The sequence below is a fragment of the Methylobacterium sp. XJLW genome (genome assembly GCF_003254375.1).
Taxonomy (GTDB): Bacteria; Pseudomonadota; Alphaproteobacteria; order Rhizobiales; family Beijerinckiaceae; genus Methylobacterium; species Methylobacterium fujisawaense.
On sequence record NZ_CP016429.1, the window covers coordinates 5,513,759 to 5,538,549 of the forward strand.

The window sequence follows — 24,791 nt, forward strand, 5'->3', positions numbered from 1 at the left end:
CTCAGATGGGACCGACCCTCCTCCCACCCGCCGAGCCCCGTTCAGAGCCCCATGGACATCGAAGCGCTGCGCACCACGACCCTCGCCTTCGTGGAGGCGCACAAGGCCTGGACGCCGTTCATCGCCGGCGGCCTCGCCTTCTGCGAATCGATCGCGGTCCTGTCGCTGTTCGTGCCGGCGACCGTGATCCTGGTCGGCATCGGCGCCCTCGTCGGCGGCGCCGACATCCCGTTCTGGCCGGTGGTGATCGCCGCGGCGGTGGGCGCCGCGCTCGGCGACTGGATCTCCTACGAGGCCGGGCGCTGGCTCGGACCGGGGGCCAAGACCAAGTGGCCGCTGCGGCGCTACCCCGAGCTCATGGCCAAGGCCGAGGCCTTCATCGGGCGCTGGGGCATCGCCGCGGTGGCGCTGGGGCGGTTCTTCGGGCCGGCCAGGGCCCTGGTGCCGCTCTTCGCCGGCATCCTCGGCCTGGCGCGGCTGCCGTTCCAGCTGGCCAACGTCGCCTCCGCCCTGGTCTGGGCCTTCGTGCTGCTGGCCCCCGGGGCCGGGCTGCTCACGTGGTTCCATCGCTGATGCGGCGCTTCCCGCCCGAGCGGATCGTCTGCCTCACCGAGGAGACCGTCGAGACTCTGTACCTGCTGGGTGCGGAGGACCGGATCGTCGGCGTCTCGGGCTACGCGGTGCGCCCGCCCCGGGTCCGGAAGGAGAAGCCACGCGTCTCGGCCTTCACCAGCGCGGACATCCCGAAGATCCTGGCGCTGGCGCCTGACCTCGTCCTGGCCTTCTCGGACCTCCAGGCCGGCATCGTCGCCGACCTCGCCCGGGCCGGCGTGGCGGTGCACCTGTTCAACCAGCGCGACGTGTCGGGCTGCCTTGCCATGGTCCGCACCCTCGGCGCCCTCGTCGGTCTGCCGGAACGGGCCGAGGCTTTGGCGGCCGGCTTCGAGGCGCGGATGGCGGAGGCCGCCGCGGCGGTGCGGGACCGGCCGACCCTGCGCGTCTACTTCGAGGAATGGGACGCGCCGATGATCTCCGGCATCGGCTGGGTCTCGGATCTGATCGGCCTCGCGGGCGGCCGGGACGTGTTCCCGGCCTTGAGCCGGCAGCCGGCCGCGCAGGACCGGATCGTCACGCCCGAACAGGTGATCGAAGCCGCGCCCGACGTGATCCTCGCCTCGTGGTGCGGCAAGCGGGTCAATGTCGACCGCATCCGGTCCCGACCCGGCTGGGCGGCGATCCCGGCCGTGCGCGACGGGCGCATCCACGAGATCAAGTCGCCGCTGATCCTGCAGCCTGGCCCGGCCGCGCTCACCGACGGGTTCGACGCGATCCGGGCCTGCCTCGGATGACCGCCTTGGATGATTGCCCGGGGCGATGCCGCGCCGCAGGTGACGGACGGCGCCGGGATTGGCAGGATGTCCCGATTCGGCACAGGCGCATTCCCCGAGATTGATGTCCGCTTCCATCGGCATTTCCGATTCGGCTTCTCCGCCCCCGGCGGCTGAGGCGCTCCTGCCGCCCGACCGGCGGCAGTCGCCGACGGCGCTGCGCATCCAGCGCGGCGTGCGGCGGCTGTTCTCCGAGATGGGCTGCGTCACCCTGCCGGAATTCTCCCTCGTCAACGGCCGCCGCGCCGACGTGATCGCCCTGTGCGGCGCCGGGAAGCTCACCATCGTGGAGATCAAGTCGAGCGTGGCGGATTTCCGCGCGGACCGGAAATGGCCGGATTACCGCGACTTCTGCGACCGGTTCTTCTTCGCGATCCCCGAGGACGTGCCCGAATCCCTGATCCCGGAGGAATGCGGCCTGATCGTCGCGGATGCCTACGGGGCCGGGATCCTGCGTGCGGCGCCCGAGCATCCGCTGAGCGGCGCCCGGCGCAAGGCCGTGACGCTCCGCTTCGCCCACAGCGCCGCGCGCATCCTCCACGCGCTCGCCGATCCGGGCGCGGTGCGGGAGGGGGCGCTGTAGGATACGGCCGGCGGCCGACTCGCGCCGACGCGACGGACCGCCCGGGACGGCTGAACGACGCTGGACCCATCCGTCGCGTCGGCGGTGGCCGAGAAGCTTTCGGCGACGAGAGCGGCAGCTGTCTCGCCGAACGTGGTCGAGGCGCGGACGAGGCGCGGACACGGATGCGTTCGATCGCGTCATGAACCGCAGGGCGGCCTCCCACCGGCTCCCGAGGATCGCGTGAGCGATCCGCCATCTGCGGGAAGGACATCCACGCTGGATTGGCAGGCCGCGCAGGGCGGCTGATCGCGCAGACGACCGACTGGCGATGGACGGCGGGCTTCGGTCTGGTACGTCTGCACTGGTATTCCACCGACGATTGAAATCTGCGTAGAACGGCCGCGCTTCCCGCCGATCCAGCGCCGAGCCCGATTCATCGATGACCTCCGTCGCCCTGTTCGAGCTGATCCTCGGCCTCCTCGGCGCGGCCCTGCTGCTGTCGCTGGCGGCCGGGCGCCTGGGCTTCCCGCCGGCCGCGGCCCTGGTCATCGGCGGCATGGCGCTGGCGGTGGTGCCGGGCCTGCCGGCCTTCACGCTCGACCCGGACCTGATCATGGTCCTGTTCCTGCCGCCGCTCCTGCTCGAATCCGCCTACTTCACCGTCTGGCGCGACTTCCGGGCGAGCCTCGGCCCGATCCTGTCGCTCTCGCTCGGGGCGGTCCTGTTCACGACCCTGATCGTCGGGCTCGTCGCCCACGCGGTGGTGCCGGCCCTGCCCTGGGCCGCCTGTTTCGCCCTGGGCGCCATCGTCTCGCCGCCGGACGCGGTCGCCGCCAAGGCGGTGCTGGCCCGGGTCGCCCTGCCCCGCCGGATGATCACGGTCCTGGAGGGCGAGAGCCTCGTCAACGACGCCTCGGGCCTCGTGCTCTACCGCTTCGCCGTGGCGGCCGCGCTGACGGGGAGCTTCAGCGCCTGGGCGGCGGCCGGCAGCTTCGCGTGGCTCGCGGTGGCGGGCGTCGCGGTCGGGCTCGCCTGCGGGCTGGCGGTGAACGCCGGGATGCGGCGGCTGCACGACGCCAACGCCATCACGGTGCTGAGCTTCCTCGCCGCCTACGTCGCCTACCTCGCGGCCGAGGAGGTCCACGCCTCCGGCGTCCTCGCGGTTGTGGCCTGCGGCCTGATGATGGGCGGCCGGGAGCACGAGACCTTCGACGCCCATGCCCGCCGCCATTCCGTGGCGGTGTGGGCATTCGTGGTGTTCGTGCTGGAGGCCCTGGTCTTCGTGCTGATCGGCTTGGCGCTGCGCGGCGTGCTGGCCCGGACCGGCGGCGAGTACGGCTCGCTCTCGGCGGGGCTGCCCCTGGCGCTCGCCGTCACCGCCACCTGCGTCGTCGCCCGCCTGCTCTGGGTGTTTCCCGCCGTCTACCTGCGGCGGCTCCTGTCGCCGCGGTTGCGCGCGCGGGAACCCTCCCCGAACCCGGCCGTGCCGCTGATCGTGGGATGGGCCGGGATGCGCGGGGTCGTGACCCTTGCGGCGGCCCTGGCGCTGCCGGTGGACTTCCCCGGCCGCGACGCAATCCTGGTCGCGGCCTTCGTGGTGATCCTGTTCACCGTGCTGGTGCAGGGCACGACCCTGGGGCCGCTGATCCGCCGGCTCCGCCTCGATCCCGTGGCGCACCTGCCCGACGGCCATCTCGACGCGCCCATGGCCCGCGTCGTCGTCAACGAGGCGGGACTCGCCGCCCTGGAGGGATTGGTGTTCCCCGAGACCGGGGCGCTGCAGCACCCGCGCCTCGTGGAGGAGTATCGTCGCCGGGTCCGGGCCTCCTCGCGGGACCGGGACGAGCGGACGGCGCTCGAAGCCGAGAAGAACGAGCACTTCGCCGCCGCGCTGCTCGCCGTGCGGTCAGGCCGGTCGGCGCTGATCGACCTGCACCGGCAGAACCGGGTCCACAGCTCGGTGCTGCGTCAGCTGGAAACGGAGATCGATCTGGAAGAGCTCCATCTCAAGCGTCTGGCCGGGACCGCGCCGGCCCATGGCTAGGACGCTCTCCGCCGAAGTGGGATCCCGTCCGGCGTCGGAGAGCGCGTCGAACCAGGGGCCTGGAGCCGCGCCCGGCCGGGGTGCGGCTCCTCAATGGGCGGCGCAGCCGTCCGCCGGCTGGCCGTAGCCGCTGTAGACGACCCGCACCTTGCGCAGGCAGGTCCCCTCGGACTTCGGCGCCACCGCCACGGGCGCGACGTCCACCGGCTCGACCCGCAGGGTCGCGGCCACCGGCTGGTCCTCGGAGGTGGCGAGCGCGCGGCTGGCGCTCATCACGACGGGCGTCGCGGCCAGCGACGAGATGGCGAGCGCGGCGAAGACGGCGATGTTCTTGCGGCCGAAGGTGTTGCGGGTGCGAGCATTGAACATGACGAGTGGTCCGTCGTATTGCGTTCGGCAGCGCTGAGGTGCCGAGATCCCCTGTTGCAGCGATAACTTGGCCGTTGGCTTGGCGGTTCCCGGTATTGCCCAAAAACCGCCACGCTTGCGTGTCCCGCCGCACCTGGGGCGCGGGCCCTCAGAGGATCTTGCGGTACTGCACGAAGCCGGATTTCTCGGCGATCCGGTCGTAGAGCTGCATCGCGTCGGTGTTGGTCTCGTGCGTCAGCCAGTGGACGCGGGAGCAGCCGGCGGCTTTCGCGGCCTCGCAGACGTGCTCGATCAGCCGCCGCCCGATCCCAAGATTCCGGGCGCCGTCCGCCACGAACAGGTCCTGGAGGTAGCAGTAATCCCCGACCGTCCAGGCCGAGCGGTGGCGGATGTGGTGGACGAGGCCGATCGCCTCCGTGCCGCGCCACGCCAGGGCTCCGTCGACCGGCTCGGCCGGGTCGTTGAGGCGCCGCCAGGTCGTCTCCGTGACGGCGTCCGACAGGTCGACCTTGTAGAACGCCTGGTAGCCCCGCCAGAGCGGCAGCCAAGCATCCCGGTCGCCGGCGCCGATCCGGCGGATCGCGAGGCTGCTGTCCATGATTCTCTCCGCTGGTCCGGACGGATCGGACCTCATCCGGCCCGGACAGGCAACCCGGGCCGCCGGCGCCGAAGACCCGTCACCCGATCGCCTTCACCCGACACCCTGCGCCTTGCACCCCTGCCCGCCCGCACCTAAACCGGCCCGCCAGCGGCCCGAGCCGCCGCGCGAGCCCGAGCCTCCGACACCCATGTCCCAAAAGAAATCCTTCCAGGGTCTGATCCTGACGCTTCAGGAATTCTGGGCGGCGCAGGGCTGCGTGATCCTCCAGCCCTACGACATGGAGGTCGGCGCCGGCACCTTCCATCCGGCCACGACCCTGCGGGCGCTCGGCCCGAAACCCTGGAAGGCGGCCTATGTCCAGCCGTCGCGCCGGCCCAAGGACGGCCGCTACGGCGAGAACCCCAACCGGCTCCAGCACTATTACCAGTTCCAGGTGATCCTGAAGCCGAACCCGCCGAACCTGCAGGAGCTCTACCTCGCCTCGCTCGCGGCCATCGGCGTCGACCTCAAGCTCCACGACATCCGCTTCGTCGAGGACGATTGGGAGAGCCCGACGCTCGGCGCCTGGGGCCTGGGCTGGGAATGCTGGTGCGACGGGATGGAGGTCAGCCAGTTCACCTATTTCCAGCAGGTCGCGGGCTTCGAGTGCGCGCCGGTGGCGGGCGAGCTGACCTACGGGCTGGAGCGGCTCGCCATGTACGTCCAGGGCGTCGAGAACGTCTACGACCTCGACTTCAACGGCGCCGAGGGTGCGGACCGGATCACCTACGGGGACGTGTTCCTGCAGGCCGAACAGGAATATTCCCGCCACAATTTCGAGTCCGCCGACACGACGATGCTGTTCCGCCAGTTCACCGACGCGGAGGCGGCCTGCCGGTCCTACCTCGCGGCGGGCGCGCCCGCCGCGGAGGGCGAGCGCCACCGGATGGCGCAGCCGGCCTACGACCAGTGCATCAAGGCCAGCCACGTCTTCAACCTCCTCGACGCGCGCGGCGTGATCTCGGTGACGGAGCGCCAGAGCTACATCCTGCGGGTGCGGGAACTCGCCAAGGCCTGCGGGGCCGCGTGGCTGAAGACCGCGGCCGGCGGAGCCCCTTGAGCCTTCGCGCGTTGCAACCCCCGCCAACCGGCGCGCTCCGGCGCGTCCGCAGACGCGGGAACCTCGTGATGAAGAAGACGATCCTCGCCCTCAGCCTCCTCGGATTCGGCCTCGCCCCCGCGCTGGCGGCCGATCCCGGGCCTGAGGCCACGGTCAAGAAGCTCTACGCCGAGCCGCACCCGAATCACTCCTCCGTGTACTCGAAGCGCCTGCAGGGCCTGTTCGACGCCGACGCGAAGCAGGCCAACGGTGCCACCGGCAACCTCGACTTCGACTACCGCCTGAACGGCGAGCCCCTGCAGCCCGACACGGTGAAGAACCTGACCTTCAAGGAGGCCACCGAGGGCAAGGACCAGGCGAAGGTCACGGTGGAGCGCAAGGGCGGCGACGGATCGAAGGCGATCGTCTACGACCTCGTGCGCGAGGATGGGGGCTGGAAGGTCTCCGACGCCCACGCGATCGGCGACCGCAAGTGGCAGCTCACGACCATCCTCAAGGGCGAGGCGCGCTGAGCCTGGGCCGTCGACCCTCGACAGGGGTGCGGCGCGGCGATATGGCCGCGCCATGCCCGACCTCCTGCTCGAACTCCGCTCGGAAGAGATCCCCGCCCGCATGCAGCGGCGCGCGGCGGAGGATCTGAAAAAGCTCGTCACCGACGCCCTGGTGGCGCGCGGTTTCCTGTACGAGGGCGCCAAGGCGTTCTCGACGCCGCGCCGGCTGGCGCTGCACATCGCCGGCCTCCCCGCCCGGGGCGAGGCCGTGCGTGAGGAGCGCCGCGGCCCGCGGGTCGGCGCCCCCGAGGCGGCCGTCCAGGGCTTCCTGAAGGGCGCGGGACTGACGAGCCTCGATCAGGCCACGACCGTCACCGATCCCAAGAAGGGCGAATTCTATCTCGCGGTGATCGAGCGGCCCGGCCGCGAGACGCTCGACGTCCTGGCCGAGCTCCTGCCCGAGATCGTCAAGAACTTCCCCTGGCCGAAATCCATGCGCTGGGGCGCGGCCTCGGCGGAGCCGGGGTCCCTCCGCTGGGTGCGCCCGCTGCAATCGATCGTCGCGACCTTCGGGCCGGAGACCGAGAGCCCCGAGGTCGTGCCGTTCGCGGTCGGCGGGATCGCGGCCGGCACGGTGACCTACGGCCACCGCTTCCTCGCCCCGGAGGCGATCGAGGTGCGGCGGTTCGACGACTACATCCAGGCCCTGGAGCGGGCGAAGGTCATCCTCGACGCCGACCGGCGCAAGGACGTGATCCTGCACGACGCCCGCGACCTCGCCTTCGCCCGCGGCCTCGACCTCGTCGAGGACGAGGGGCTGCTGGAGGAGGTGTCGGGCCTCGTGGAATGGCCGGTGGTGCTGATGGGCTCCTTCGACGAGGCCTTCCTCGACATCCCCGCCGAGGCGATCCGGGCGACCATCCGGGCGAACCAGAAGTGCTTCGTCCTGCGCAAGGGCGGGTCGGAGGACCTGGCGCCGGCCTTCATCCTGGTCTCGAACCTCGTCGCCAGCGACGGCGGCCGGGCGATCACAGCCGGCAACGAGCGGGTGGTCCGGGCGCGCCTGTCGGACGCGAAGTTTTTCTGGGAGACCGACAAGGCGATCCGCTTGGAGGATCGGCTGCCGAAGCTCGACAGCATCGTCTTCCACGAGAAGCTCGGCACGCAGGGCGAGCGGATCGCCCGTATCGCCGCGCTGGCGAAGGACCTCGCGCCGCGCGTGGGCGCCGACCCGGCGCTCGCCGAACGCGCGGCCCGTCTCGCCAAGGCCGACCTCGTCACCGAGATGGTCGGCGAGTTCCCCGAGCTCCAGGGCCTGATGGGCCGCAAATACGCGGCGCTCCAGGGCGAGCACGAAAGCGTCTGCGCGGCCATCGAGGAGCATTACAAGCCGCTCGGCCCCTCCGACCGGGTGCCGAGCGATCCGGTCTCCATCGCGGTGGCGCTGGCCGACAAGCTCGACACGCTGGTGGGGTTCTGGGCGATCGACGAGAAGCCCACGGGGAGCAAGGACCCGTTCGCCCTGCGCCGGGCGGCTCTGGGCGTGATCCGGCTGATCCTCGACCGCGGCTTGCGCCTGCGCCTTCTCGAGCAGGTCGGCGCGGCGGATCGCGGCCTCGCCGGGCGGGCCGGTGCGGATGCCGGGGATCTCCTCGGCTTCTTCGCGGACCGCCTCAAGGTCTACCTCCGCGACCAGGGCGCCCGCCACGACCTGATCGACGCCGTCTTCGCCCTGCCCGGCCAGGACGACCTGCTGATGGTCGTGCGCCGCGTCGAGGCGCTCGGACAGTTCCTCGACACCGAGGACGGGAAGAACCTGCTGGCCGGCTACAAGCGCGCGGCCAACATCCTGCGCATCGAGGAGAAGAAGGACGGCCGCGCCTACGATGCCGCGCCCGACGCCGCCCTCGCCGCCGCGGGCGAGCCGGCCGAGCGGGCGCTGGCCGAGGCGCTGGCAAAGGCCCGGGAGACCGCCTCGGCGGCGGTCGCCCGCGAGGATTTCGCCGGGGCCATGCAGGCGCTCTCCACGCTCCGCGCGCCGGTGGACGCGTTCTTCCAGGACGTCACCGTCAACGCGCCCGATCCGAAGCTCCGCGAGAACCGCTTGGCTCTGCTCAACGCCCTGCGCGCTGCGACACGGGAGGTGGCGGAGTTCGCGAAGATCGAGGGGTGAGGCGGAGCCTTCCCCGCGGACAATCGCCATCTGAACGGAGCGCGGCTCCCCTCTTCCGTGCGGGAGAGGGACAGGGTGAGGGGTGCGACCTCACCGGAAAGACCCGATTTCTCACCCCGACCCTCTCCCGCATGGGAGAGTGGGCGCGTTGCGCCTTCGCACAGACCACTGAGGGCCACCCTCACCCGTGATCGTGCCCGGCATGGTCCTCCGGCTCCGGCAGGGTCAGGCCGAAATGGCTCACCAGATCGGCCACCTGCCCGGGGCTCAGCTGCCGCGGGTTGAGGTTGCGGAGCAGCAGGTAGAGCTTGGCGGTCTCCTCAAGCTCCTCGGTGGCGAAGACCGCGCCCTCCAGGCTGTCCCCGGCCACCACCGGGCCGTGATTGGCGAGCAGCACCGAACTGTACCGGCCGGCGAGCCCCCGGATCGCGTCCGCGACCGCCGGGTCGCCGGGTCGGTAATAGGGCACCAGCGCCGTGCCGCCGGTGCGCATCAGGTAATAGGGCGTCAAAGGCGGCAGAACCTGACGCGGGTCAATCTCCGGCAGCATCGAGACCGCCACCGCGTGGGTGGAGTGCAGGTGGACGATCGCCTTCGCTTCGCTGCGGCTCTCGTAGAGCGCGCTGTGCAGCGGGATCTCCTTGGTGGGCTTGTCGCCCGAGACGAGGCGCCCCTGCTGGTCCAGCCGGGAGATCCGCGCCGGGTCGAGGAAGCCGAGGGACGCGTTGGTCGGCGTCACCAGCCAGCCGCCGTCGGGCAGGCGCAGCGAGATGTTGCCGGACGAGCCCGGCGTCAGGCCGCGCTCGAACAGCGAGCGGCCGTAGCGGCAGATGTCTTCGCGCAGCCGGCTCTCGTCGCTCATGCGGTCGCTCCCTCGATCAGCTCGAACCCGAGATCGATTTTCTTTGGACTCTGATCGGTCAGGCAGGCGGCGGCCCGCCGGCCGATCTCCAGGCGCGGCGTGCGCACCGTCGAGAGGGGCTGGGGCATCGCCGCCGCGAAGTCGAGCCCGTTGAAGCCGAACAGCGCGATCCGTCCCGGGACCGCGAGCCCCGCCGCCAGGCAGGCGAAGTAGCCGCCGAGCGCCATGTCGTCGTTGGAGAAGTAGACGGCATCGAGATCCGGGTGGCGCGCCAGCAGCGCCTCCAGCCCCGCCCGCCCCGAGGCCGGCGAGGACGGCCCCGACCGGATCTCCTGGGCCTGGAGCGCCAGCCCGGCCTCCGCCAGGGCTTCCTCGAACCCGGCCAGCCGCTTGCCCGCCCGCACGTCTATGCGCAAGTCGTGGCCGAGATAGGCGATGCGGCGGTAGCCCCGCGCGACGAGGTGGCGGGCGCTCGCCGCCCCCACGGCCCGGTTGGAGAAGCCGACCACCGTGTCGATCCCGTCGCCATCCGTGTCGATCATCTCGACGACGCGCACGCCCCCGGCCCTGGCGAGGGCCACCGTCCCGGGATTGTGCTCCAGCCCGGTGAGCAGCAGCGCCGCCGGCCGCCACGACAGGAGCGCGGCGGCCAGCGCCTCCTCCCGGTCCGGATCGTACTCGCTCACCCCGATCACGCAGGGGATGCCCTCGGCATCGAGCGCCGATGTCAGGCCGCGCAGCAGGTCGGGGAAGACCACGTTGGCGAGCGACGGGATGACGACGCCCACGAGCCGCGCGCTCGCGCCCTGGCCGGCGAGGCTGCCGGCGAGGCGGTTCGGCACGTAGCCGAGCCGGGCCACTGCCTCCGCCACCCGCGCGCCGGCGCGCTTGGAATAGGAGCCGTGGTTGCGCAGGACCCGCGAGACCGTGCTCTCGCCGACCCCGGCCTCACGGGCCACGTCGGTGAGCGTCACGAGCCGCCCCGGCGGCTGGAATTCGTCCATGGCCCCGCTTCTCCCGGCGTGGTCTCTGATGACGTCCGTCGCATCGCCCATCCGCCCTCTCATCGCGGGATGCCCGCGCGACCGGGCCCCGAAGGAGAAGGTCTCCAGACGGCGCGGCGCTCCCTGGAGGGCTCCTTCGAGGCCTCCGCTGCGCTGCGCCACCGCGGGATGGGGGTGCAATTGGGAAGACCGTCCTCAGCGATCCGACCCCTGACATAGCGGCCTGCATTATGTCGCACAACCGGATTGGCAGCGCTGCCAAAAGGCGATATGGCACCGCCCCAGCGCCGCCCGACGAGCGGCGAAGACCATGATCCGCCCATCCGCGCGAGCGTATGGGCGAGGGAGAACGCCATGCCGGTCCAAGCCGCTCCGCTGGGGGGCGCCACCACGCCCGCGGACGAAAAGTCCTTCGCCGACCGCACCTACGCGAAGGTGTTCTGGCGCCTCGTGCCGTTCCTGATGCTCTGCTACGTGGTGGCGTATCTCGACCGGGTGAATGTCGGCTTCGCCAAGCTCCAGATGTCCCAGGAGCTGAAGTTCTCCGAGACGGTCTATGGCCTCGGTGCCGGGATCTTCTTCCTCGGCTACTTCCTGTTCGAGGTGCCCTCGAACGTGATCCTGCACCGGGTCGGCGCGCGGGTGTGGATCGCCCGGATCATGATCACCTGGGGAATCATCTCCGGCGCGTTCCTGTTCGTGAACTCCGAGTGGAGCTTCTACGGGATGCGCTTCCTGCTCGGGCTGGCCGAGGCCGGCTTCTATCCGGGCGTGATCCTCTACACGACGTCGTGGTTCCCGGCCCATCGCCGCGCCAAGGTGATCGCGGTGTTCATGGCGGCGATCCCGATCTCGGGGATCTTCGGCAACCCGCTCTCCGGCTGGATCATGGACGCGTTCAACGGCGCCCAGGGCCTGTCCGGCTGGCAGTGGATGTTCCTGATCGAGGCGGTGCCGGCGGTGCTCATCGGACTCGCCGTGTTCTTCTACCTCGACAACCGCCCGGCCGAGGCGAAGTGGCTGAGCGACGCCGAGAAGCAGCTCCTTGAGCGCGACATCGCCGCCGACAACCGGGGCAAGGAATCGAGCCCGCACTCCATCGCCACCGTGTTCCGCAACGGCCGCGTGTGGTTCATGAGCCTGATCTACTTCGCCTTCGTGACCGGGCAGTACGGCCTCACCTTCTGGATGCCCACGATCGTCAAGGCGTCGGGCGTGCAGGGCAATCTCAACATCGGCCTGATCAGCGCAATCCCGTTCCTGTGCGCGGCCATCGTGATGGTTCTGTTCGGGCTCAGCGCCGACCGGATGCGCGAGCGCCGCTGGCACCTGATCGTCCCGGCCCTGCTCGGCGCCGTCGGCTTCGTGGTCTCGGCGAGCGCGGGCTCGACCACCATCGCGGTGGCGGCCCTCTCGGTGGCGGCGGCCGGCGTGCTGACCTGCTCGCCCCTGTTCTGGTCGTTGCCCACGGCGTTCCTCAGCGGCGCCGGCGCGGCGGCCGGCATCGCCCTGATCAACTCGGTGGGCAATCTTGCCGGCTTCGTCAGCCCCTACGTGATCGGGGCGCTGCGCGACGCCACCGGTAGCACCGCCGCCGGCATGTACGCGCTCGCCGCGATGCTGGTGGTCGGCTCGGTCTGCGTGTTCGTCACGCCGGCCCGGATGGTCAACCGCTGAGGCTTCGAGCCGAGCGCGACACGGCCCCTCTCCCGGCGGGAGTGGGGCCTCGGGCCCCGCGCGGCGACGCAGGGGCGCCCTTCCCTTCAGGCAGGATCAGCCCGCGATGACCACAGACACCCCCACCCGCCGCGCCGCGGTGATCGGCCTGGGCTCCATGGGCTCCGGCATGGCCGGCTCGCTCCTGCGGGCGGGCTTCTCGGTCGCCGCCTGCGACGTGAACCCGGAGGCGGTGGCGCGCTTCGCCGCCGCCGGCGGCCGGGGCGCCGCGAACCCCGCCGAGGCGGCGCGGGATGCCGACGTGGTGGTGAGCGTGGTGGTCAACGCCGCCCAGACCGAGGCGGTGCTGTTCGGCGAGAACGGGTCTGCCGCCGCGATGCCGGAGGGCGCGGTGTTCGTCTCCTCCGCCACCATGGATCCGGCCGTCGCGCGCGCGCTCGCCGCCCGGCTGGAGGCCACCGGCCGCCACTATCTCGACGCCCCGATGAGCGGGGGCGCCGCCCGCGCGGCCGACGGCGGCCTGACCTTCCTGGCCTCGGGCTCGGCGGCGGCCTTCGCGAAGGCGCGGCCCGCCCTCGATGCCATGGCGGGCACGCTCTACGAGCTCGGCGACGCGGCCGGCCAGGGCGCGGCCTTCAAGATGATCAACCAGCTGCTGGCCGGGGTGCATATCGCCGCCGCCTGCGAGGCGATGGCCTTCGCGGCCAAGCAGGGCCTCGATCTCCGGCGCGTCTACGAGGTGATCACCAAGTCGGCCGGCAATTCCTGGATGTTCGAGAATCGGGTGCCCCACATCCTGGACGCGGATTACAGCCCGAAGAGCGCGGTCGACATCTTCGTCAAGGATCTCGGCATCGTGCAGGACATGGCCCGGGCGGAGAAGTACCCGGTCCCGGTGGCGGCCGCGGCGCTCCAGATGTTCCTGATGGCGTCCGGCGCCGGCATGGGCCGCGACGACGACGCCTCCGTGGCGCGGCTCTACGCGCAGGTCTCGGGGGCGAAGCTGCCGGGGACGGCCTGAGGAGGCCTGATCCCACCCGCTTCCTCATCCTGAGGTGCCCGCGCCAGCGGGCCGCCTTCGCGGCCTCCGCTGCGCTCCGGCACCTCAGGATGCGGGGATTGGGTTGGATCGTGGTCCGCTGAGCGGACCGTCGCGTTTCTAAGGATCGGGCAGGGAGTCCCAAAAGAATGCCGCGCTTCGCCGCCAACCTCAGCCTGATGTTCAACGAGGTGCCGTTCCTCGACCGGTTCGAGGCTGCGGCCCGCGCCGGGTTCGACGCCGTGGAGTTCCTGTTCCCCTACGAGCATCCGCCCGAGGCCATCGGCGCGCGGCTCCGGGCGAACGGCCTGACCCAGGCGCTGTTCAACCTGCCGCCGGGCGACTTCGCCGGGGGCGAGCGCGGGATCGCCGCCTTCCCCGAGCGGTTCGACGAGCTGAAGGCGGGTGTCGACACGGCGCTCCGCTACGCCGAGGCGACCGGCGTGGGCCGGCTTCACCTCATGGCGGGCCTCGCCCCCTGGGACGATCCCAAGGCCGCCGAATCCTACCGTCGGGCCGTGACCTGGACGGCCGAGCGGCTCGCCCACGCCGGCCTCGACCTCGTCCTGGAGCCGATCAACGGCCGGAACATGCCGGGCTACTTCCTCAACGATTTCGGCCGCGCCGCGGACCTGATCCGTGAGCTGGCTTTGCCGAACCTGAAGCTGCAGTTCGACCTCTACCATTGCCAGATCCTGCACGGCGACGTGACCATGCGGCTGCGCGCCCTGATGCCGATCATCGGCCACGTCCAGACGGCGAGCGTGCCCGAGCGCCACGAGCCCGGAACCGGCGAGATGAACGACTTCTTCCTGTTCGACGAGCTGGACCGGCTCGGCTACCGCGGCTTCGTCGGCTGCGAGTACATCCCGGCCGCCGACACCGTCGCGGGCCTCGGCTGGCTCGCCGCCTACAAGGGGAGCGCCCGATGAGCCTCGCGCTGGGATGCGTCGCCGACGACTATACGGGCGCCTCGGACCTCGCCAACACCCTGACCAAGGCGGGCCTGCGCACGATCCAGACCATCGGGGTGCCTGAGGAGGGCCGCGCCCTGCCGGAGGCCGACGCGGTGGTGGTGGCGCTGAAAAGCCGCTCGATCCCGGCCGACCAGGCCGTGGCCCGCTCCCGCGAGGCGGAAGCCTGGCTGCGGGCCCGGGGCGCGGCCCACGTGATGTTCAAGGTCTGCTCGACCTTCGATTCGACGGATGCGGGCAATATCGGCCCGGTGATGGACGCCCTGCGGGCCGAGGCCGGCGCGGCCATCGCGCTCGTGACCCCGGCGTTCCCGGAGACGGGCCGGAGCGTCTACCAGGGCAACCTGTTCGTCGGATCCGTGCCGCTGAACGAGAGTCCCCTGAAGGACCATCCGCTCAACCCGATGCGCGACGCCAACCTCGTGCGCGTGCTCGGGCGCCAGAGCGCCAGCCCGGTCGGATTGATCGACACCGCCACGGTGGCCCGGGGTGCGGAGGCCGTGGCGGCCCGCCTCCAGGACCTGGCGGCCGAGGGCAAGGGCGCCGCCATCGCGGACGCGATCTTCGACAGCGATCTCGAAACCCTCGGGCGGGCGATCATCGCCGAGAAATTCTCCGTGGGGGCGTCCGGTCTCGGGCTCGGGCTCGCCCGGGCGCTGGTGGCCGACGGGCGCGGCACGCAGGATGCCGCCGGGGCCGCCGTGGGCGAGCCGGTGGGCGGGGCCGCCGCCTGCCTCGCCGGCAGCTGCTCGCAGGCGACCCTCCAGCAGGTCGCCGCGGCGGAGAAGATCATGCCGGTGATGCGCCTCGACCCGGCCCGGCTGCTCGCCGGCGCCGACGTGGTGGCCGAGGCCCTGGCCTTCGCGGCGGAACGGCTCGCCGCAGGCCCGGTGCTGATCGCGTCCTCGGCGCCCCCCGAGGCGGTGCGCGCCCTCCAGGCCGAACACGGGGTCGACGCGGCCGGCCACGCCATCGAGGCGGCGCTGGCCGCCATCGCCGAGGGCCTCGTCGCCCGCGGCGTGCGCCGGCTCGTGGTCGCCGGCGGCGAAACCTCGGGGTCGGTGGTCGACCGGCTGGGCCTCACCGCCTTCCTGCTCGGGCCGGAGATCGCCGCGGGCGTACCGGTGCTGCGGACCGCAGGGCGACCGGAGCCGATGCTGCTCGCCCTCAAATCCGGCAATTTCGGCGGCCCGGACTTCTTCGGCCGCGCCCTCGACATGATGGCCTGAGGCCGCATACTCCGACGAGAGGTTTCCCATGCACGCCCTGATTCTCGGTGCCGCCGGCATGATCGGCCGCCGCCTCGTGGACGCCCTGGTGAAGGACGGCCAGGTCGGCGGGCAGATGCTCAGCGCCCTCACCCTGCTCGACGTGGTTCCGCCCGCGGCGCCGGAAGGCTTCTCCGGCCCGGTGCGGGCCGAGGCCGCCGACCTGACGGCCCCGGGTGCCGCCGAGGCCGCCATCGCCGGGCGGCCGGGGGTGATCTTCCACCTCGCCGCGGTGGTCTCCGGCGAGGCTGAGGCCAACCTGGAACTCGGCTACCGGGTCAATCTCGACGGTACCCGCCTGCTCCTCGACGCGATCCGCGCGGCCAACGCGGCGGACGGCTACCGGCCGAAGCTCGTCTTCACCTCCTCCCTCGCGGTGTTCGGGCCGCCCTTCCCCAAGGTGATCCCGGACGACCACATCCTGCGACCGGCCTCCTCGTACGGGGTGCAGAAGGCCATGGGCGAGCTGATGCTCGCCGACTACGCGCGCCGCGGCTTCCTCGACGGGATCGGTCTGCGCCTGCCGACCATCTGCGTGCGGCCGGGCAAGCCCAACAAGGCGGCCTCGGGCTTCTTCTCCGGCATCATCCGCGAGCCGCTGGCCGGCCAGGAAGCGATCCTGCCGGTGCCCGACACGGTGCGGCACTGGTTCGCCAGCCCCGCCGCGGCGGTCGGCTTCCTCGTCCACGCCGCCGGGCTCGACCTCGCGGCGATCGGCCCCCGGATCAGCCTGACCATGCCGGGCGTCTCCGCCACGGTCGCCGAGGAGATCGAGGCCCTGCGCCGCGCGGCGGGCGACAAGGCCGTGGCGCTGATCCGGCGCGCGCCGGACGCGACCATCGCGCGGATCGTCGGCTCCTGGCCGGAGGCCTTCGAGCCGGAGGCGGCCCTGGCTCTGGGCTTCCGGGCGGATGAATCCTTCGACGCGATCGTGGCCCAGCACGTGGCCGAGTTCCACGGCGGCTGAGGCGTCAGGCCAGGGCGGAGCGGATGTCGGTCTGCGGAAAGGCGTCGCCGACGTAGAGCAGCGGCACGCCGTGCATCCGCGCGCAGGCACAGGCGAAGCAGTCGCCGAGATTCAGGCGCGCCGGGTGGCGGCCCTTGCCGTGGCGGGCGTGGGCCGCGAGGGCGAGGCGCGTCTCCGCTTCGGCGATCGGGACCCGCGTGACGCCTGTGGCGGCCAGAAAATCGTCCACGATCTCTTGGCGACTTCGGGCGAGACGGCCTGGAGCCGGGTGATGGCGAGCACCGCCTCATACACGGCAACGCCGCTCGTGAGCCGCACGGGACTGTCGCGCAACCGATCCATCAGCGCAGAATGTCCCGGCTCGCCGGCGACGATCGCCATGCTGGCGGACGCGTCGACGAACATCACGCGGCGTTCAGGCTGTCGTAGAAGGCCTCATCCGCCTTGAGGCCCGTCGACGGGAAGGATGCCAACCTGTCCTGGATCGGCTTGACCGGCTCCAGGAAAGCCTCGCGCTCCGCGTTCTGCCGCGCCAGTCCGTTCTTGAGCGCGGGTCGCACCGCCTCGGTCTTGCTCACGCCCGTCCGCGATGCCAGCTTCTCGGCGCGCTGATTCACCTCTTCGCTGCGGATGTTGAGCGGCATGGCAGCCCCCGTATAGACGCACGGAGGCCAGTGTCTACACACCCCTGCCGCAAGGGCGGCCAGAACCCCGATCAAGGATCCCGATGACCCGCCTCGACGAGGCCCGCGCCGCGCTCAAGAAGACCTTCGGCTACGAGGATTTCCGGCCCGGGCAGGACGAGGTGATCGGCGCGGTGCTGGACGGCGCCGACGTGTTCGCCGTGATGCCCACCGGCTCCGGCAAGTCGATGACCTACCAGCTCCCCGCCCTGGTCGAGCCCGGTCTGACCGTCGTGGTCTCGCCGCTGATCGCGCTGATGCACGATCAGGTGCAGCAGATGAAGAGCGTCGGCATCGAGGCCGCCACCCTCAACTCGACGGTGGCGGAGACGGAGTCCCGCGAGACCTGGCGGTCCCTGCGCTCGGGCGACCTCCGTCTCCTGTTCGTGTCCCCCGAGCGCCTGCTGATGGAGGGCTGCATCGAGGCCCTGCGCGGGGCCGGGGTCCGGCGGCTCGCGGTGGACGAGGCGCATTGCGTCTCGCAATGGGGCCACGATTTCCGGCCCGAGTACCGGGAGATCGCCCGGGCCCGGGTGGCGCTGGGCAACATCCAGACCCTGGCGCTCACCGCCACCGCCGATGCCGCGACCCGCGCGGAGATCGCCGAGCGGCTGTTCCCGCAGGACCGGCCCCCGAAGATCTTCGTCCACTCCTTCGACCGGCCGAACATCCGGCTGACCTTCCAGCCCAAGGACAACCCGGCCCGGCAGATCGAGCGGTTCCTGAAGCATCGGCGGGCGGAGAGCGGGATCATCTACTGCTCCTCGCGCAAGCGCGTCGAGCAACTGGCCGAGACCCTCAAGAAGGACGGGTTCGACGCCCTGCCCTACCATGCCGGCCTCGACCAGGGCACGCGCATGCGCAACCAGGACCGGTTCCTGCAGGAGGACGGGGTGGTGATGACCGCCACCATCGCCTTCGGCATGGGCATCAACAAGCCCGACGTGCGCTTCGTCTGCCACGCCGACATGCCCAACAACGTCGAGGGCTACTACCAGGAGATCGGCCGCGCCGGCCGCGACGGGCTGCCCGCCGACACGCTGACCCTCTACGGCCTCGACGACATGGCGCTGCGCCGCCGCCAGATCGACGAGAAGGAGATCTCCGACGAGCGCCGCCGGGTCGAGCGGCGCAAGCTCGAGGCGATGATCACCCTGTGCGAGGGCGCCACCTGCCGCCGCCAGTCGCTGCTCGCCTATTTCGGCGAGGCGAGCGGCCCTTGCGGCCGCTGCGACCTGTGCCGCGGCGGCGTCACCCTCGTGGACGGGACGGTCTCGGCGCAGAAGATCCTCTCGGCCATCGTGCGCACCGGCCAGCGCTTCGGCGCGGCCTATATCTGCGACGTGGTCCACGGGAAGGAGAGCGAGCAGATCCGCCGCAACGGCCACGCGAGCCTCAAGACCTTCGGGGTCGGCGCCGACAAGCCGGTGGCCGCGTGGCGGGCGATCCTGCGCCAGCTTTTCGCGGCCGGGGCGATCGCCGAGAACGCCGACGGCTTCGGCGGCCTGTCCATGACCGAGAAGGGCGAGGCGATCCTGTTCGGCCGGGAGCCGGTCCAGCTCCGCCCGGATCCGGAGCCGAAGGCCGAATCCCGCGAGCGACGCCGGCCTGCATCCCGCGAGGACGGCGAGATCGCCCTCTCGGAGGCCGACGAGGCGCTGTTCCAGCACCTGCGCGGCCTGCGCGCCACGCTGGCCCGGGCCGAGGGCATCGCGGCCTTCATGGTCTTCCCCGATCGAACGCTGATCGAGATGGCCCGCCAGAAGCCCGTCGACCTCTGGGCTCTACGCACGGTCCACGGGGTCGGCGAGCGCAAGCGCGAGGCCTACGGCGACAAGTTCGTGGCGGCGATCGCCGATTTCCTGGCCCATCCGCCGGCCGCGTGACCGGGCTTCATCCACGGTGGCGTCAGACGGCGTATTGCAACGCGGTGGGAGAACGCACTAATCCGTCACCGTCGCCGCACGCTGCCCGGTTCGGGTCGCTTATCGGGTCGGGGGTCCTGTCGGGGCTCCCGGACCGCCCTCGTCGAGGCTGCCCCATGTTCCGCAACGACGTTCCGATCACCCCCGAGCTCGTGGCCCAGCACGGCCTGACGCCGGACGAGTACGAGCGCTTTCGCGGCCTGATCGGGCGCGACCCGACGCTGACCGAACTCGGCATCGTCTCGGCCATGTGGAACGAGCACTGTTCCTACAAGTCCTCCCGCAAGCACCTGCGCGGGCTGCCGACCTCGGCGCCGTGGGTGATCCAGGGACCGGGCGAGAACGCCGGCGTGATCGACATCGGCGACGGGCTCGCCTGCGTGTTCAAGATGGAGAGCCACAACCACCCGAGCTACATCGAGCCCTATCAGGGCGCGGCGACCGGTGTCGGCGGCATCCTGCGCGACGTGTTCACCATGGGCGCTCGGCCGATCGCGGCGCTCAACGCCCTGCGCTTCGGCTCCCCCGACCATCCGCGCACCCGCAGCCTCGTCTCCGGCGTGGTCGCGGGCGTGGGCGGCTACGGCAACTCCTTCGGCGTGCCCACCGTCGGCGGTCTGACCGGTTTCCACAAGCGCTACGACGGCAACATCCTGGTCAACGCCATGGCGGTGGGGCTCGCCCGCACCGACGGGATCTTCTACGCGGCCGCCGCCGGAATCGGGAACCCGATCGTCTATCTCGGCTCCAAGACCGGCCGCGACGGCATCCACGGCGCCACCATGGCCTCGGCCGAGTTCGACGAGGCCTCCGAGTCGAAGCGTCCGACCGTGCAGGTCGGCGATCCCTTCGCCGAGAAGCTGCTGCTCGAAGCCTGCCTGGAGCTGATGGCCTCGGGGGCGGTGATCGCCATCCAGGACATGGGCGCCGCCGGCCTCACCTGCTCGGCCGTTGAGATGGGCGCCAAGGGCGACCTCGGCGTCGAACTCGACATCGACAAGGTGCCGGCCCGCGAAGAGGGTATGACCCCCTACGAGATGATGCTCTCCGAGAGCCAGGAGCGCATGCTCATGGTGCTCAAGCCCGGCATGGAGGCGGAGGCGGAAGCCATCTTCGTGAAGTGGGGGCTCGACTTCGCGGTGATCGGCCGGACCACCGACACGCTGCGCTTCGTGATCAAGTGGCACGGGGAGACCGTGGCCGACCTGCCGATCAAGGAGCTCGGCGACGAGGCGCCGCTCTACGACCGGCCGCACCTGTCCAACACGCACCTGCCGGTGCTCGCGGCCTCCGAGGTTCCGGCCCCGGCCTCGCTCACCGACGCGCTCAAGCGCCTCGTCGGCTCCCCGGACCTCTCGTCCAAGCGCTGGGTCTTCGAGCAGTACGACCACTTCATCCTGGGCAACACCGTCCAGAAGCCCGGCGGCGACGCCGCCATCGTGCGGGTCGAGGACGGGCCGAAGGGGCTGGCGCTCACCTGCGACGTCACCCCGCGCTATTGCGAGGCCGACCCGGTCGAGGGCGGCCGGCAGGCCGTGGCCGAGGCGTGGCGCAACATCACGGCGGTCGGGGCCAAGCCGCTCGCCATCACCGACAACCTGAACTTCGGCAATCCCGAGAAGCCCGAGGTGATGGGCCAGCTCGTCGGCTGCCTGCAGGGCATCGGCGAGGCCTGCCGGGCGCTGGACTTCCCGGTCGTGTCCGGCAACGTCTCGCTCTACAACGAGACCAACGGCGTCGGCATCCTGCCGACCCCGACCATCGGCGGCGTCGGCGTGCTCGACGACGTGGCGCGCCACGCCACCATCGCCCTCAAGCGCGAGGGCGACGTGCTGGTGCTGATCGGCTCCGGCGAGGGCTGGCTTGGCCAATCCGCCTACCTGTCGGTGATCGAGGGCCGCGAGGAGGGCGCGCCGCCGCCGGTGGATCTCGCCCTGGAGCGCCGCAACGGCGACTTCGTCCGCACCCTGATCCAGTCGGGCGCCGTCGACACGGTCCACGACCTTTCCGACGGCGGCCTCGCGGTCGCCCTCGCCGAGATGGCGATGGCCGGCGGCATCGGCGCTGCCCTGCCCGAGGTGCCGGTGGATCTCGCCCCCCACGCCTACCTGTTCGGCGAGGACCAGGGCCGCTACCTGCTGGCGATCGATCCGGAAGCTGCCAGCGACCTCCTCTACAGCGCCTCGGCGCAGGGGATCGACGCGGCGGTGGTCGGCGTTACCGGCTCCGACCGTTTGACCCTGCCGGGCGGCGAGACCATATCGCTGGCCGACCTGTCTACGGCGCACGAGGGCTGGCTGCCCGCCTATATGGCGAGCCAGCCGGCCGCTCCCGCCGCCTGAACCCCCTTACGCCCAGGAGTTTGCCGATGCCGATGGATGCGGGCGAGATCGAGCGCATGATCCGCGAAGCGCTGCCGGACGCGCAGGTGGAGATCCGCGACCTCGCGGGCGATGGCGACCACTACGCCGCCACCGTCCTGTCGGCGGCCTTCAAGGGCAAGACACGGGTGGCGCAGCACCAGATGGTCTACGGCGCTCTTCAGGGCCGGATGGGCGGCGTCCTCCACGCCCTTGCGCTGACCACGGGTGTCCCGCAGGATTAGGCCTTCTCGCGGTAGCTCTCCCGATGGATCGACCGAGTCTCTACGACGACGACATCGTGACCTCGGCCGAGGAGCAGGCTGCGGCTCTGCGCGCGCTCGGAGCCCGCAGCGACCTGTCGAATGCGGTTGACTGGGAGAATGTCGCCGAGGAGATCGAGAGCGTAGGACGGTCTCAACTTCGAGCCGTTGAGGGTTTGCTGGTCCAGGCTCTCGCCCATATGCTGAAGCGCCTATCGGCGCCGGATCTGCCCGTCACCCGCCCCTGGCGTGAGGAGACGCTGACGTTCCAAATCGCCGCGCGCAACAGGTTCGAGCGATCGATGCGGCAGCGTTTGGATTGGGACCGGATCTGGAAATCCGCACGCGAAACCGCCAACTTGGGTCTTACGCCATACGGTGATGGCCTTCTGCCCAACCTGCCGGATAGCTGTCCGGTTGATCCGGACGAGCTTCTTTCGGCACGCTTTGATATGGACGCGATACTGCTGCAAATCGCGGAATCAAGGAAGCATACGCCAAGCTTATAAGCTTGCTGCACGATAAACCGTCACAGGACGAACGAGGACTAACTCGATGACCGACGCCAACACGACCATCCAGAACGAGATCGCCTCCCAGGACGTGGTGGTGTTCATGAAGGGCACGCCGCAGATGCCGCAATGCGGCTTCTCGGGGCAGGTGGTGCAGATCCTCAACTACCTCGGCGTGCCGTTCAAGGGCGTGAACGTGCTGGCCGATCAGGGCATCCGCGAGGGCATCAAGGCCTTCTCGAACTGGCCGACCATCCCGCAGATCTACGTGAAGGGCGAGTTCGTCGGCGGCTGCGACATCACCCGCGAGATGTTCCAGTCGGGCGAGCTGCAGACCTTCCTGGCCGAGAAGGGTGTGCCGGTGAAGACCGCAGCCGCCTGATTTTTTGGGACTGGCCGAACGGATCAGGGCGCCTGCGGGCGCCCTTTTTCGTGTGCGCGGACGGTGGCCGGGTCAGCGGGGCTCCCGCGCCACGAACAGGGCGACGCAGCCGACGACCGTGATCTCCACCGACCGGAACCGCTGATCGAGGGCCGCGCGCAGGGCCGGCAGCGTGTCTGCGCTGTTCGAGAACACCCCTTTTCGGTTGTAGACTCGCATCAGCGCGCGCGCCGCAGCCGTGGTCGGGACGCCCCCCGACAGGATCGTGGCGCCGAACACCACCCCGTCGTCCCGCAGGCACGGCCGCACCGTGTCGAAGGCCTTCGCCTTGGCGGCGATGTCGCCCGGCAGGCAGTGGAGCAGGTAGGTCATCCCGATCGAGTCGAACGGCGCGATGCCGGTGGCCGGAGCGCCGAGCACGTCGACCCGGTAGGTCTCGGGCCGGTAGCGCGCGATCCGGTCGGCCGCGAAGGCGAGGCTGTCGGCGTTGAGGTCCATCAGGCCGATGCGCGGCGCAGGCGCGGGGAAGCGGCACCGGTCGAGATACCAGCCGGTCCCGACCCCGACGTCGCAATGCGCCAAGCCCGCGTGCCGGTCGTAGAGATCCAGGATCCGCGCCGTGGGGCAGCGCCAGATCAGCGGGTTCGACAGGCGCAGCACGACGAGGTCGTAGATCTGCAGCGTCCGCGGATTGTAGATCGCCTGCCCGGCCTGCGTGTCGGTCGTCATGGCTCTCCGTGGGGTCAGCCGTCGCCAGCGCGCATTCGCATTCGCCGGCGCGATCGCCTATATCAGACCCTTTCCAATCGTATGGATTGTTTGAACGCCATGGCGACGCCGTCGCTCGACAGCGCCCGCGCGGCCGATGCCGCGATCGAGAAGGCGCCCGATCTCCTCCCCGAGGCGCTGCCCGGCCGCCGCCCATCGCTGGTCGGCCTGACCCGCGACGCCCTCAAGGCGCAGCTCGTCGGCATGGGCGTGCCCGAGCGCGAGAGCCGGATGCGCGCCGGCCAGGTCTGGCACTGGGTCAATTTCCGCGGGGCGTCCGACTTCGCCGAGATGACCAATGTCGGCAAGGCCTTGAAGGCGCAGCTCGCCGAGCACTTCACCCTGGAGCGGCCCGAGGTGGCCAGCCGGCAGGTCTCCCGGGACGGCACCCGCAAGTGGCTGCTCCGCATGGCGCCGACCAACCGGCAGGAGCACAATCGCGGCGCCGAGATCGAGTGCGTCTACATTCCCGGCCCGGACCGGGGCACGCTCTGCGTGTCCTCCCAGGTCGGCTGCACCCTGACCTGCTCGTTCTGCCACACCGGCACGCAGCGCCTCGTGCGCAACCTCTCGGCCGCCGAGATCGTGCAGCAGCTCGTCACCGCCCGGGACGAGCTCGGCGACTGGCCCGGCCAGATGCCGAGCCGCGACGCCGGCGGTGCCGGCGAGGTCGGCCGGCTCGTGACCAACATCGTGTTCATGGGCATGGGCGAGCCCCTCTACAATCTCGACGCCGTGGTGGACGCGGTGGGGGTGATGTCGGACCAGGAGGGGCTCGGCCTGTCCCGGCGGCGCATCACGGTCTCGACGTCGGGGGTCGTGCCGCAGATCCCGCGCCTCGGCGAGCAGGCCAACGCCATGCTGGCGATCTCGCTCCACGCCGTGCGCGACGACCTGCGCGACGAGCTGGTGCCGCTCAACCGGAAATACCCGATCGCCGAGCTGCTCGCCGCCTGCCGGGCCTATCCGGGCCTGAGCAATGCCCGCCGGATCACCTTCGAGTACGTGATGCTGAAGGGCGTCAACGATTCGGACGCGGACGCGCGGGAGCTGGTCCGCCTGCTCAAGGGCATCCCGGCCAAGATCAACCTGATCCCGTTCAATCCCTGGCCGGGCAGCCGCTACGAATGCTCCGACTGGGACCGGATCGAGCGCTTCTCCGAGATCGTGTTCAACGCCGGCTACGCCTCGCCGGTGCGTACGCCCCGGGGCCGGGACATCCTGGCGGCCTGCGGCCAGCTCAAGAGCGAGACCGAGAAGCTGCGCGCCCGCGCCCGGCTGATGCAGGAGGAGGGCATCGGCGTGGAGAGTTTTTACGCCGGCGCCGACGACTGAGCGACGGTCCATCGGAAGACATCCAACCCGCGCCCTCATCCT

The 24,791-nt window shown here is 71.0% G+C and carries 25 protein-coding genes; 18 read left to right on the forward strand and 7 right to left on the reverse strand.

Annotated features, from left to right (window positions below; translation table 11 throughout):
- Positions 1–51 precede the first annotated feature (51 nt).
- The 4 genes from A3862_RS25360 to A3862_RS25375 all read left to right on the forward strand — a co-directional run bounded on the left by A3862_RS25360 (position 52) and on the right by A3862_RS25375 (position 3,997).
- Positions 52–573, forward strand: coding sequence for a DedA family protein (locus A3862_RS25360; RefSeq protein WP_043347771.1), 522 nt, complete (start codon positions 52–54; stop codon positions 571–573).
- Entirely contained in the window at positions 573–1,349 is a 777-nt protein-coding gene (locus A3862_RS25365) for a cobalamin-binding protein (protein WP_111474088.1), read from the forward strand. The genes A3862_RS25360 and A3862_RS25365 overlap by 1 nt, the downstream gene beginning before the upstream one ends.
- Positions 1,350–1,452: 103 nt before the next feature.
- Positions 1,453–1,971 (forward strand): MmcB family DNA repair protein, encoded by a 519-nt coding sequence (locus A3862_RS25370; protein WP_051044689.1) that lies wholly within the window; start codon positions 1,453–1,455, stop codon positions 1,969–1,971.
- A 421-nt stretch (positions 1,972–2,392) separates the two neighbouring features.
- Positions 2,393–3,997, forward strand: coding sequence for a Na+/H+ antiporter (locus A3862_RS25375; RefSeq protein ID WP_043389493.1), 1,605 nt, complete (start codon positions 2,393–2,395; stop codon positions 3,995–3,997).
- 90 nt (positions 3,998–4,087) lie between these two features.
- Here the strand turns inward: A3862_RS25375 and A3862_RS25380 are convergent, their stop codons facing one another.
- Positions 4,088–4,366, reverse strand: a complete 279-nt coding sequence (locus tag A3862_RS25380) for a hypothetical protein (RefSeq protein WP_051044690.1) — start codon at positions 4,364–4,366, stop codon at positions 4,088–4,090.
- Between the two features lie 148 nt (positions 4,367–4,514).
- Positions 4,515–4,964: a GNAT family N-acetyltransferase gene (locus A3862_RS25385; RefSeq protein WP_043389491.1), complete on the reverse strand. Its 450-nt coding sequence runs from the start codon at positions 4,962–4,964 to the stop codon at positions 4,515–4,517.
- A 190-nt stretch (positions 4,965–5,154) separates the two neighbouring features.
- Here A3862_RS25385 and A3862_RS25390 point away from each other — a divergent pair, with 190 nt between their 5' ends.
- From A3862_RS25390 to glyS, 3 genes are all read left to right on the forward strand, one after another.
- Positions 5,155–6,066: a glycine--tRNA ligase subunit alpha gene (locus A3862_RS25390; RefSeq protein WP_043347781.1), complete on the forward strand. Its 912-nt coding sequence runs from the start codon at positions 5,155–5,157 to the stop codon at positions 6,064–6,066.
- A 68-nt stretch (positions 6,067–6,134) separates the two neighbouring features.
- On the forward strand, positions 6,135–6,578 hold the full coding sequence (locus A3862_RS25395) for a DUF3828 domain-containing protein (RefSeq protein ID WP_111474089.1): 444 nt from the start codon (positions 6,135–6,137) through the stop codon (positions 6,576–6,578).
- 52 nt (positions 6,579–6,630) lie between these two features.
- The gene (gene glyS / locus A3862_RS25400; protein WP_111474090.1) at positions 6,631–8,730 is read left to right on the forward strand and encodes a glycine--tRNA ligase subunit beta; all 2,100 of its coding nucleotides are present in this window, start codon (positions 6,631–6,633) and stop codon (positions 8,728–8,730) included.
- A 181-nt stretch (positions 8,731–8,911) separates the two neighbouring features.
- Here glyS and otnC read toward each other — a convergent pair whose 3' ends face one another.
- Positions 8,912–9,592 (reverse strand): 3-oxo-tetronate 4-phosphate decarboxylase, encoded by a 681-nt coding sequence (gene otnC / locus A3862_RS25405; RefSeq protein ID WP_043347786.1) that lies wholly within the window; start codon positions 9,590–9,592, stop codon positions 8,912–8,914.
- Entirely contained in the window at positions 9,589–10,596 is a 1,008-nt protein-coding gene (locus A3862_RS25410) for a LacI family DNA-binding transcriptional regulator (RefSeq protein WP_043347788.1), read from the reverse strand. Before A3862_RS25410 ends, otnC begins: the two co-directional genes overlap by 4 nt.
- Positions 10,597–10,950: 354 nt before the next feature.
- Between A3862_RS25410 and A3862_RS25415 the strand changes: the two genes are divergently transcribed.
- From A3862_RS25415 to denD, 5 genes are all read left to right on the forward strand, one after another.
- A complete protein-coding gene (locus A3862_RS25415; RefSeq protein WP_043756216.1) occupies positions 10,951–12,273 on the forward strand; it encodes an MFS transporter in 1,323 nt (440 codons plus the stop codon).
- A 106-nt stretch (positions 12,274–12,379) separates the two neighbouring features.
- A complete protein-coding gene (gene ltnD / locus A3862_RS25420) occupies positions 12,380–13,294 on the forward strand; it encodes an L-threonate dehydrogenase (RefSeq protein WP_043756213.1) in 915 nt (304 codons plus the stop codon).
- Between the two features lie 167 nt (positions 13,295–13,461).
- Positions 13,462–14,244: a 2-oxo-tetronate isomerase gene (otnI, locus tag A3862_RS25425; RefSeq protein WP_043756211.1), complete on the forward strand. Its 783-nt coding sequence runs from the start codon at positions 13,462–13,464 to the stop codon at positions 14,242–14,244.
- Positions 14,241–15,515 (forward strand): 3-oxo-tetronate kinase, encoded by a 1,275-nt coding sequence (otnK, locus tag A3862_RS25430; protein WP_043756210.1) that lies wholly within the window; start codon positions 14,241–14,243, stop codon positions 15,513–15,515. The genes otnI and otnK overlap by 4 nt, the downstream gene beginning before the upstream one ends.
- Before the next feature lie 28 nt (positions 15,516–15,543).
- Positions 15,544–16,521 (forward strand): D-erythronate dehydrogenase, encoded by a 978-nt coding sequence (gene denD, locus A3862_RS25435; protein WP_043756207.1) that lies wholly within the window; start codon positions 15,544–15,546, stop codon positions 16,519–16,521.
- A 4-nt stretch (positions 16,522–16,525) separates the two neighbouring features.
- On the opposite strand, the gene A3862_RS32230 is transcribed toward denD, so the two are convergent.
- Together A3862_RS32230 and A3862_RS25445 are read right to left on the reverse strand one after the other, a co-directional pair.
- Positions 16,526–16,750, reverse strand: coding sequence for a type II toxin-antitoxin system VapC family toxin (locus tag A3862_RS32230; RefSeq protein WP_236961524.1), 225 nt, complete (start codon positions 16,748–16,750; stop codon positions 16,526–16,528).
- A 175-nt stretch (positions 16,751–16,925) separates the two neighbouring features.
- The gene (locus A3862_RS25445) at positions 16,926–17,165 is read right to left on the reverse strand and encodes a type II toxin-antitoxin system VapB family antitoxin (protein ID WP_043756206.1); all 240 of its coding nucleotides are present in this window, start codon (positions 17,163–17,165) and stop codon (positions 16,926–16,928) included.
- 83 nt (positions 17,166–17,248) lie between these two features.
- Here A3862_RS25445 and recQ point away from each other — a divergent pair, with 83 nt between their 5' ends.
- The 5 genes from recQ to grxD all read left to right on the forward strand — a co-directional run bounded on the left by recQ (position 17,249) and on the right by grxD (position 22,646).
- On the forward strand, positions 17,249–19,090 hold the full coding sequence (gene recQ, locus A3862_RS25450; protein ID WP_043756204.1) for a DNA helicase RecQ: 1,842 nt from the start codon (positions 17,249–17,251) through the stop codon (positions 19,088–19,090).
- 155 nt (positions 19,091–19,245) lie between these two features.
- Positions 19,246–21,471, forward strand: coding sequence for a phosphoribosylformylglycinamidine synthase subunit PurL (gene purL, locus A3862_RS25455; RefSeq protein WP_043347803.1), 2,226 nt, complete (start codon positions 19,246–19,248; stop codon positions 21,469–21,471).
- 26 nt (positions 21,472–21,497) lie between these two features.
- A complete protein-coding gene (locus A3862_RS25460) occupies positions 21,498–21,734 on the forward strand; it encodes a BolA family protein (protein ID WP_007568343.1) in 237 nt (78 codons plus the stop codon).
- A 56-nt stretch (positions 21,735–21,790) separates the two neighbouring features.
- A complete protein-coding gene (locus A3862_RS25465) occupies positions 21,791–22,261 on the forward strand; it encodes a DUF29 family protein (RefSeq protein ID WP_236961526.1) in 471 nt (156 codons plus the stop codon).
- Positions 22,262–22,307: 46 nt separating this feature from the next.
- Positions 22,308–22,646: a Grx4 family monothiol glutaredoxin gene (gene grxD, locus A3862_RS25470; protein ID WP_043347809.1), complete on the forward strand. Its 339-nt coding sequence runs from the start codon at positions 22,308–22,310 to the stop codon at positions 22,644–22,646.
- A 72-nt stretch (positions 22,647–22,718) separates the two neighbouring features.
- On the opposite strand, the gene A3862_RS25475 is transcribed toward grxD, so the two are convergent.
- Positions 22,719–23,375, reverse strand: coding sequence for a class I SAM-dependent methyltransferase (locus tag A3862_RS25475; protein ID WP_043756200.1), 657 nt, complete (start codon positions 23,373–23,375; stop codon positions 22,719–22,721).
- Positions 23,376–23,474: 99 nt separating this feature from the next.
- On the opposite strand from A3862_RS25475, the gene rlmN reads away from it, so the two are divergent.
- A complete protein-coding gene (gene rlmN / locus A3862_RS25480; RefSeq protein ID WP_043756199.1) occupies positions 23,475–24,749 on the forward strand; it encodes a 23S rRNA (adenine(2503)-C(2))-methyltransferase RlmN in 1,275 nt (424 codons plus the stop codon).
- Positions 24,750–24,791: the final 42 nt, after the last annotated feature.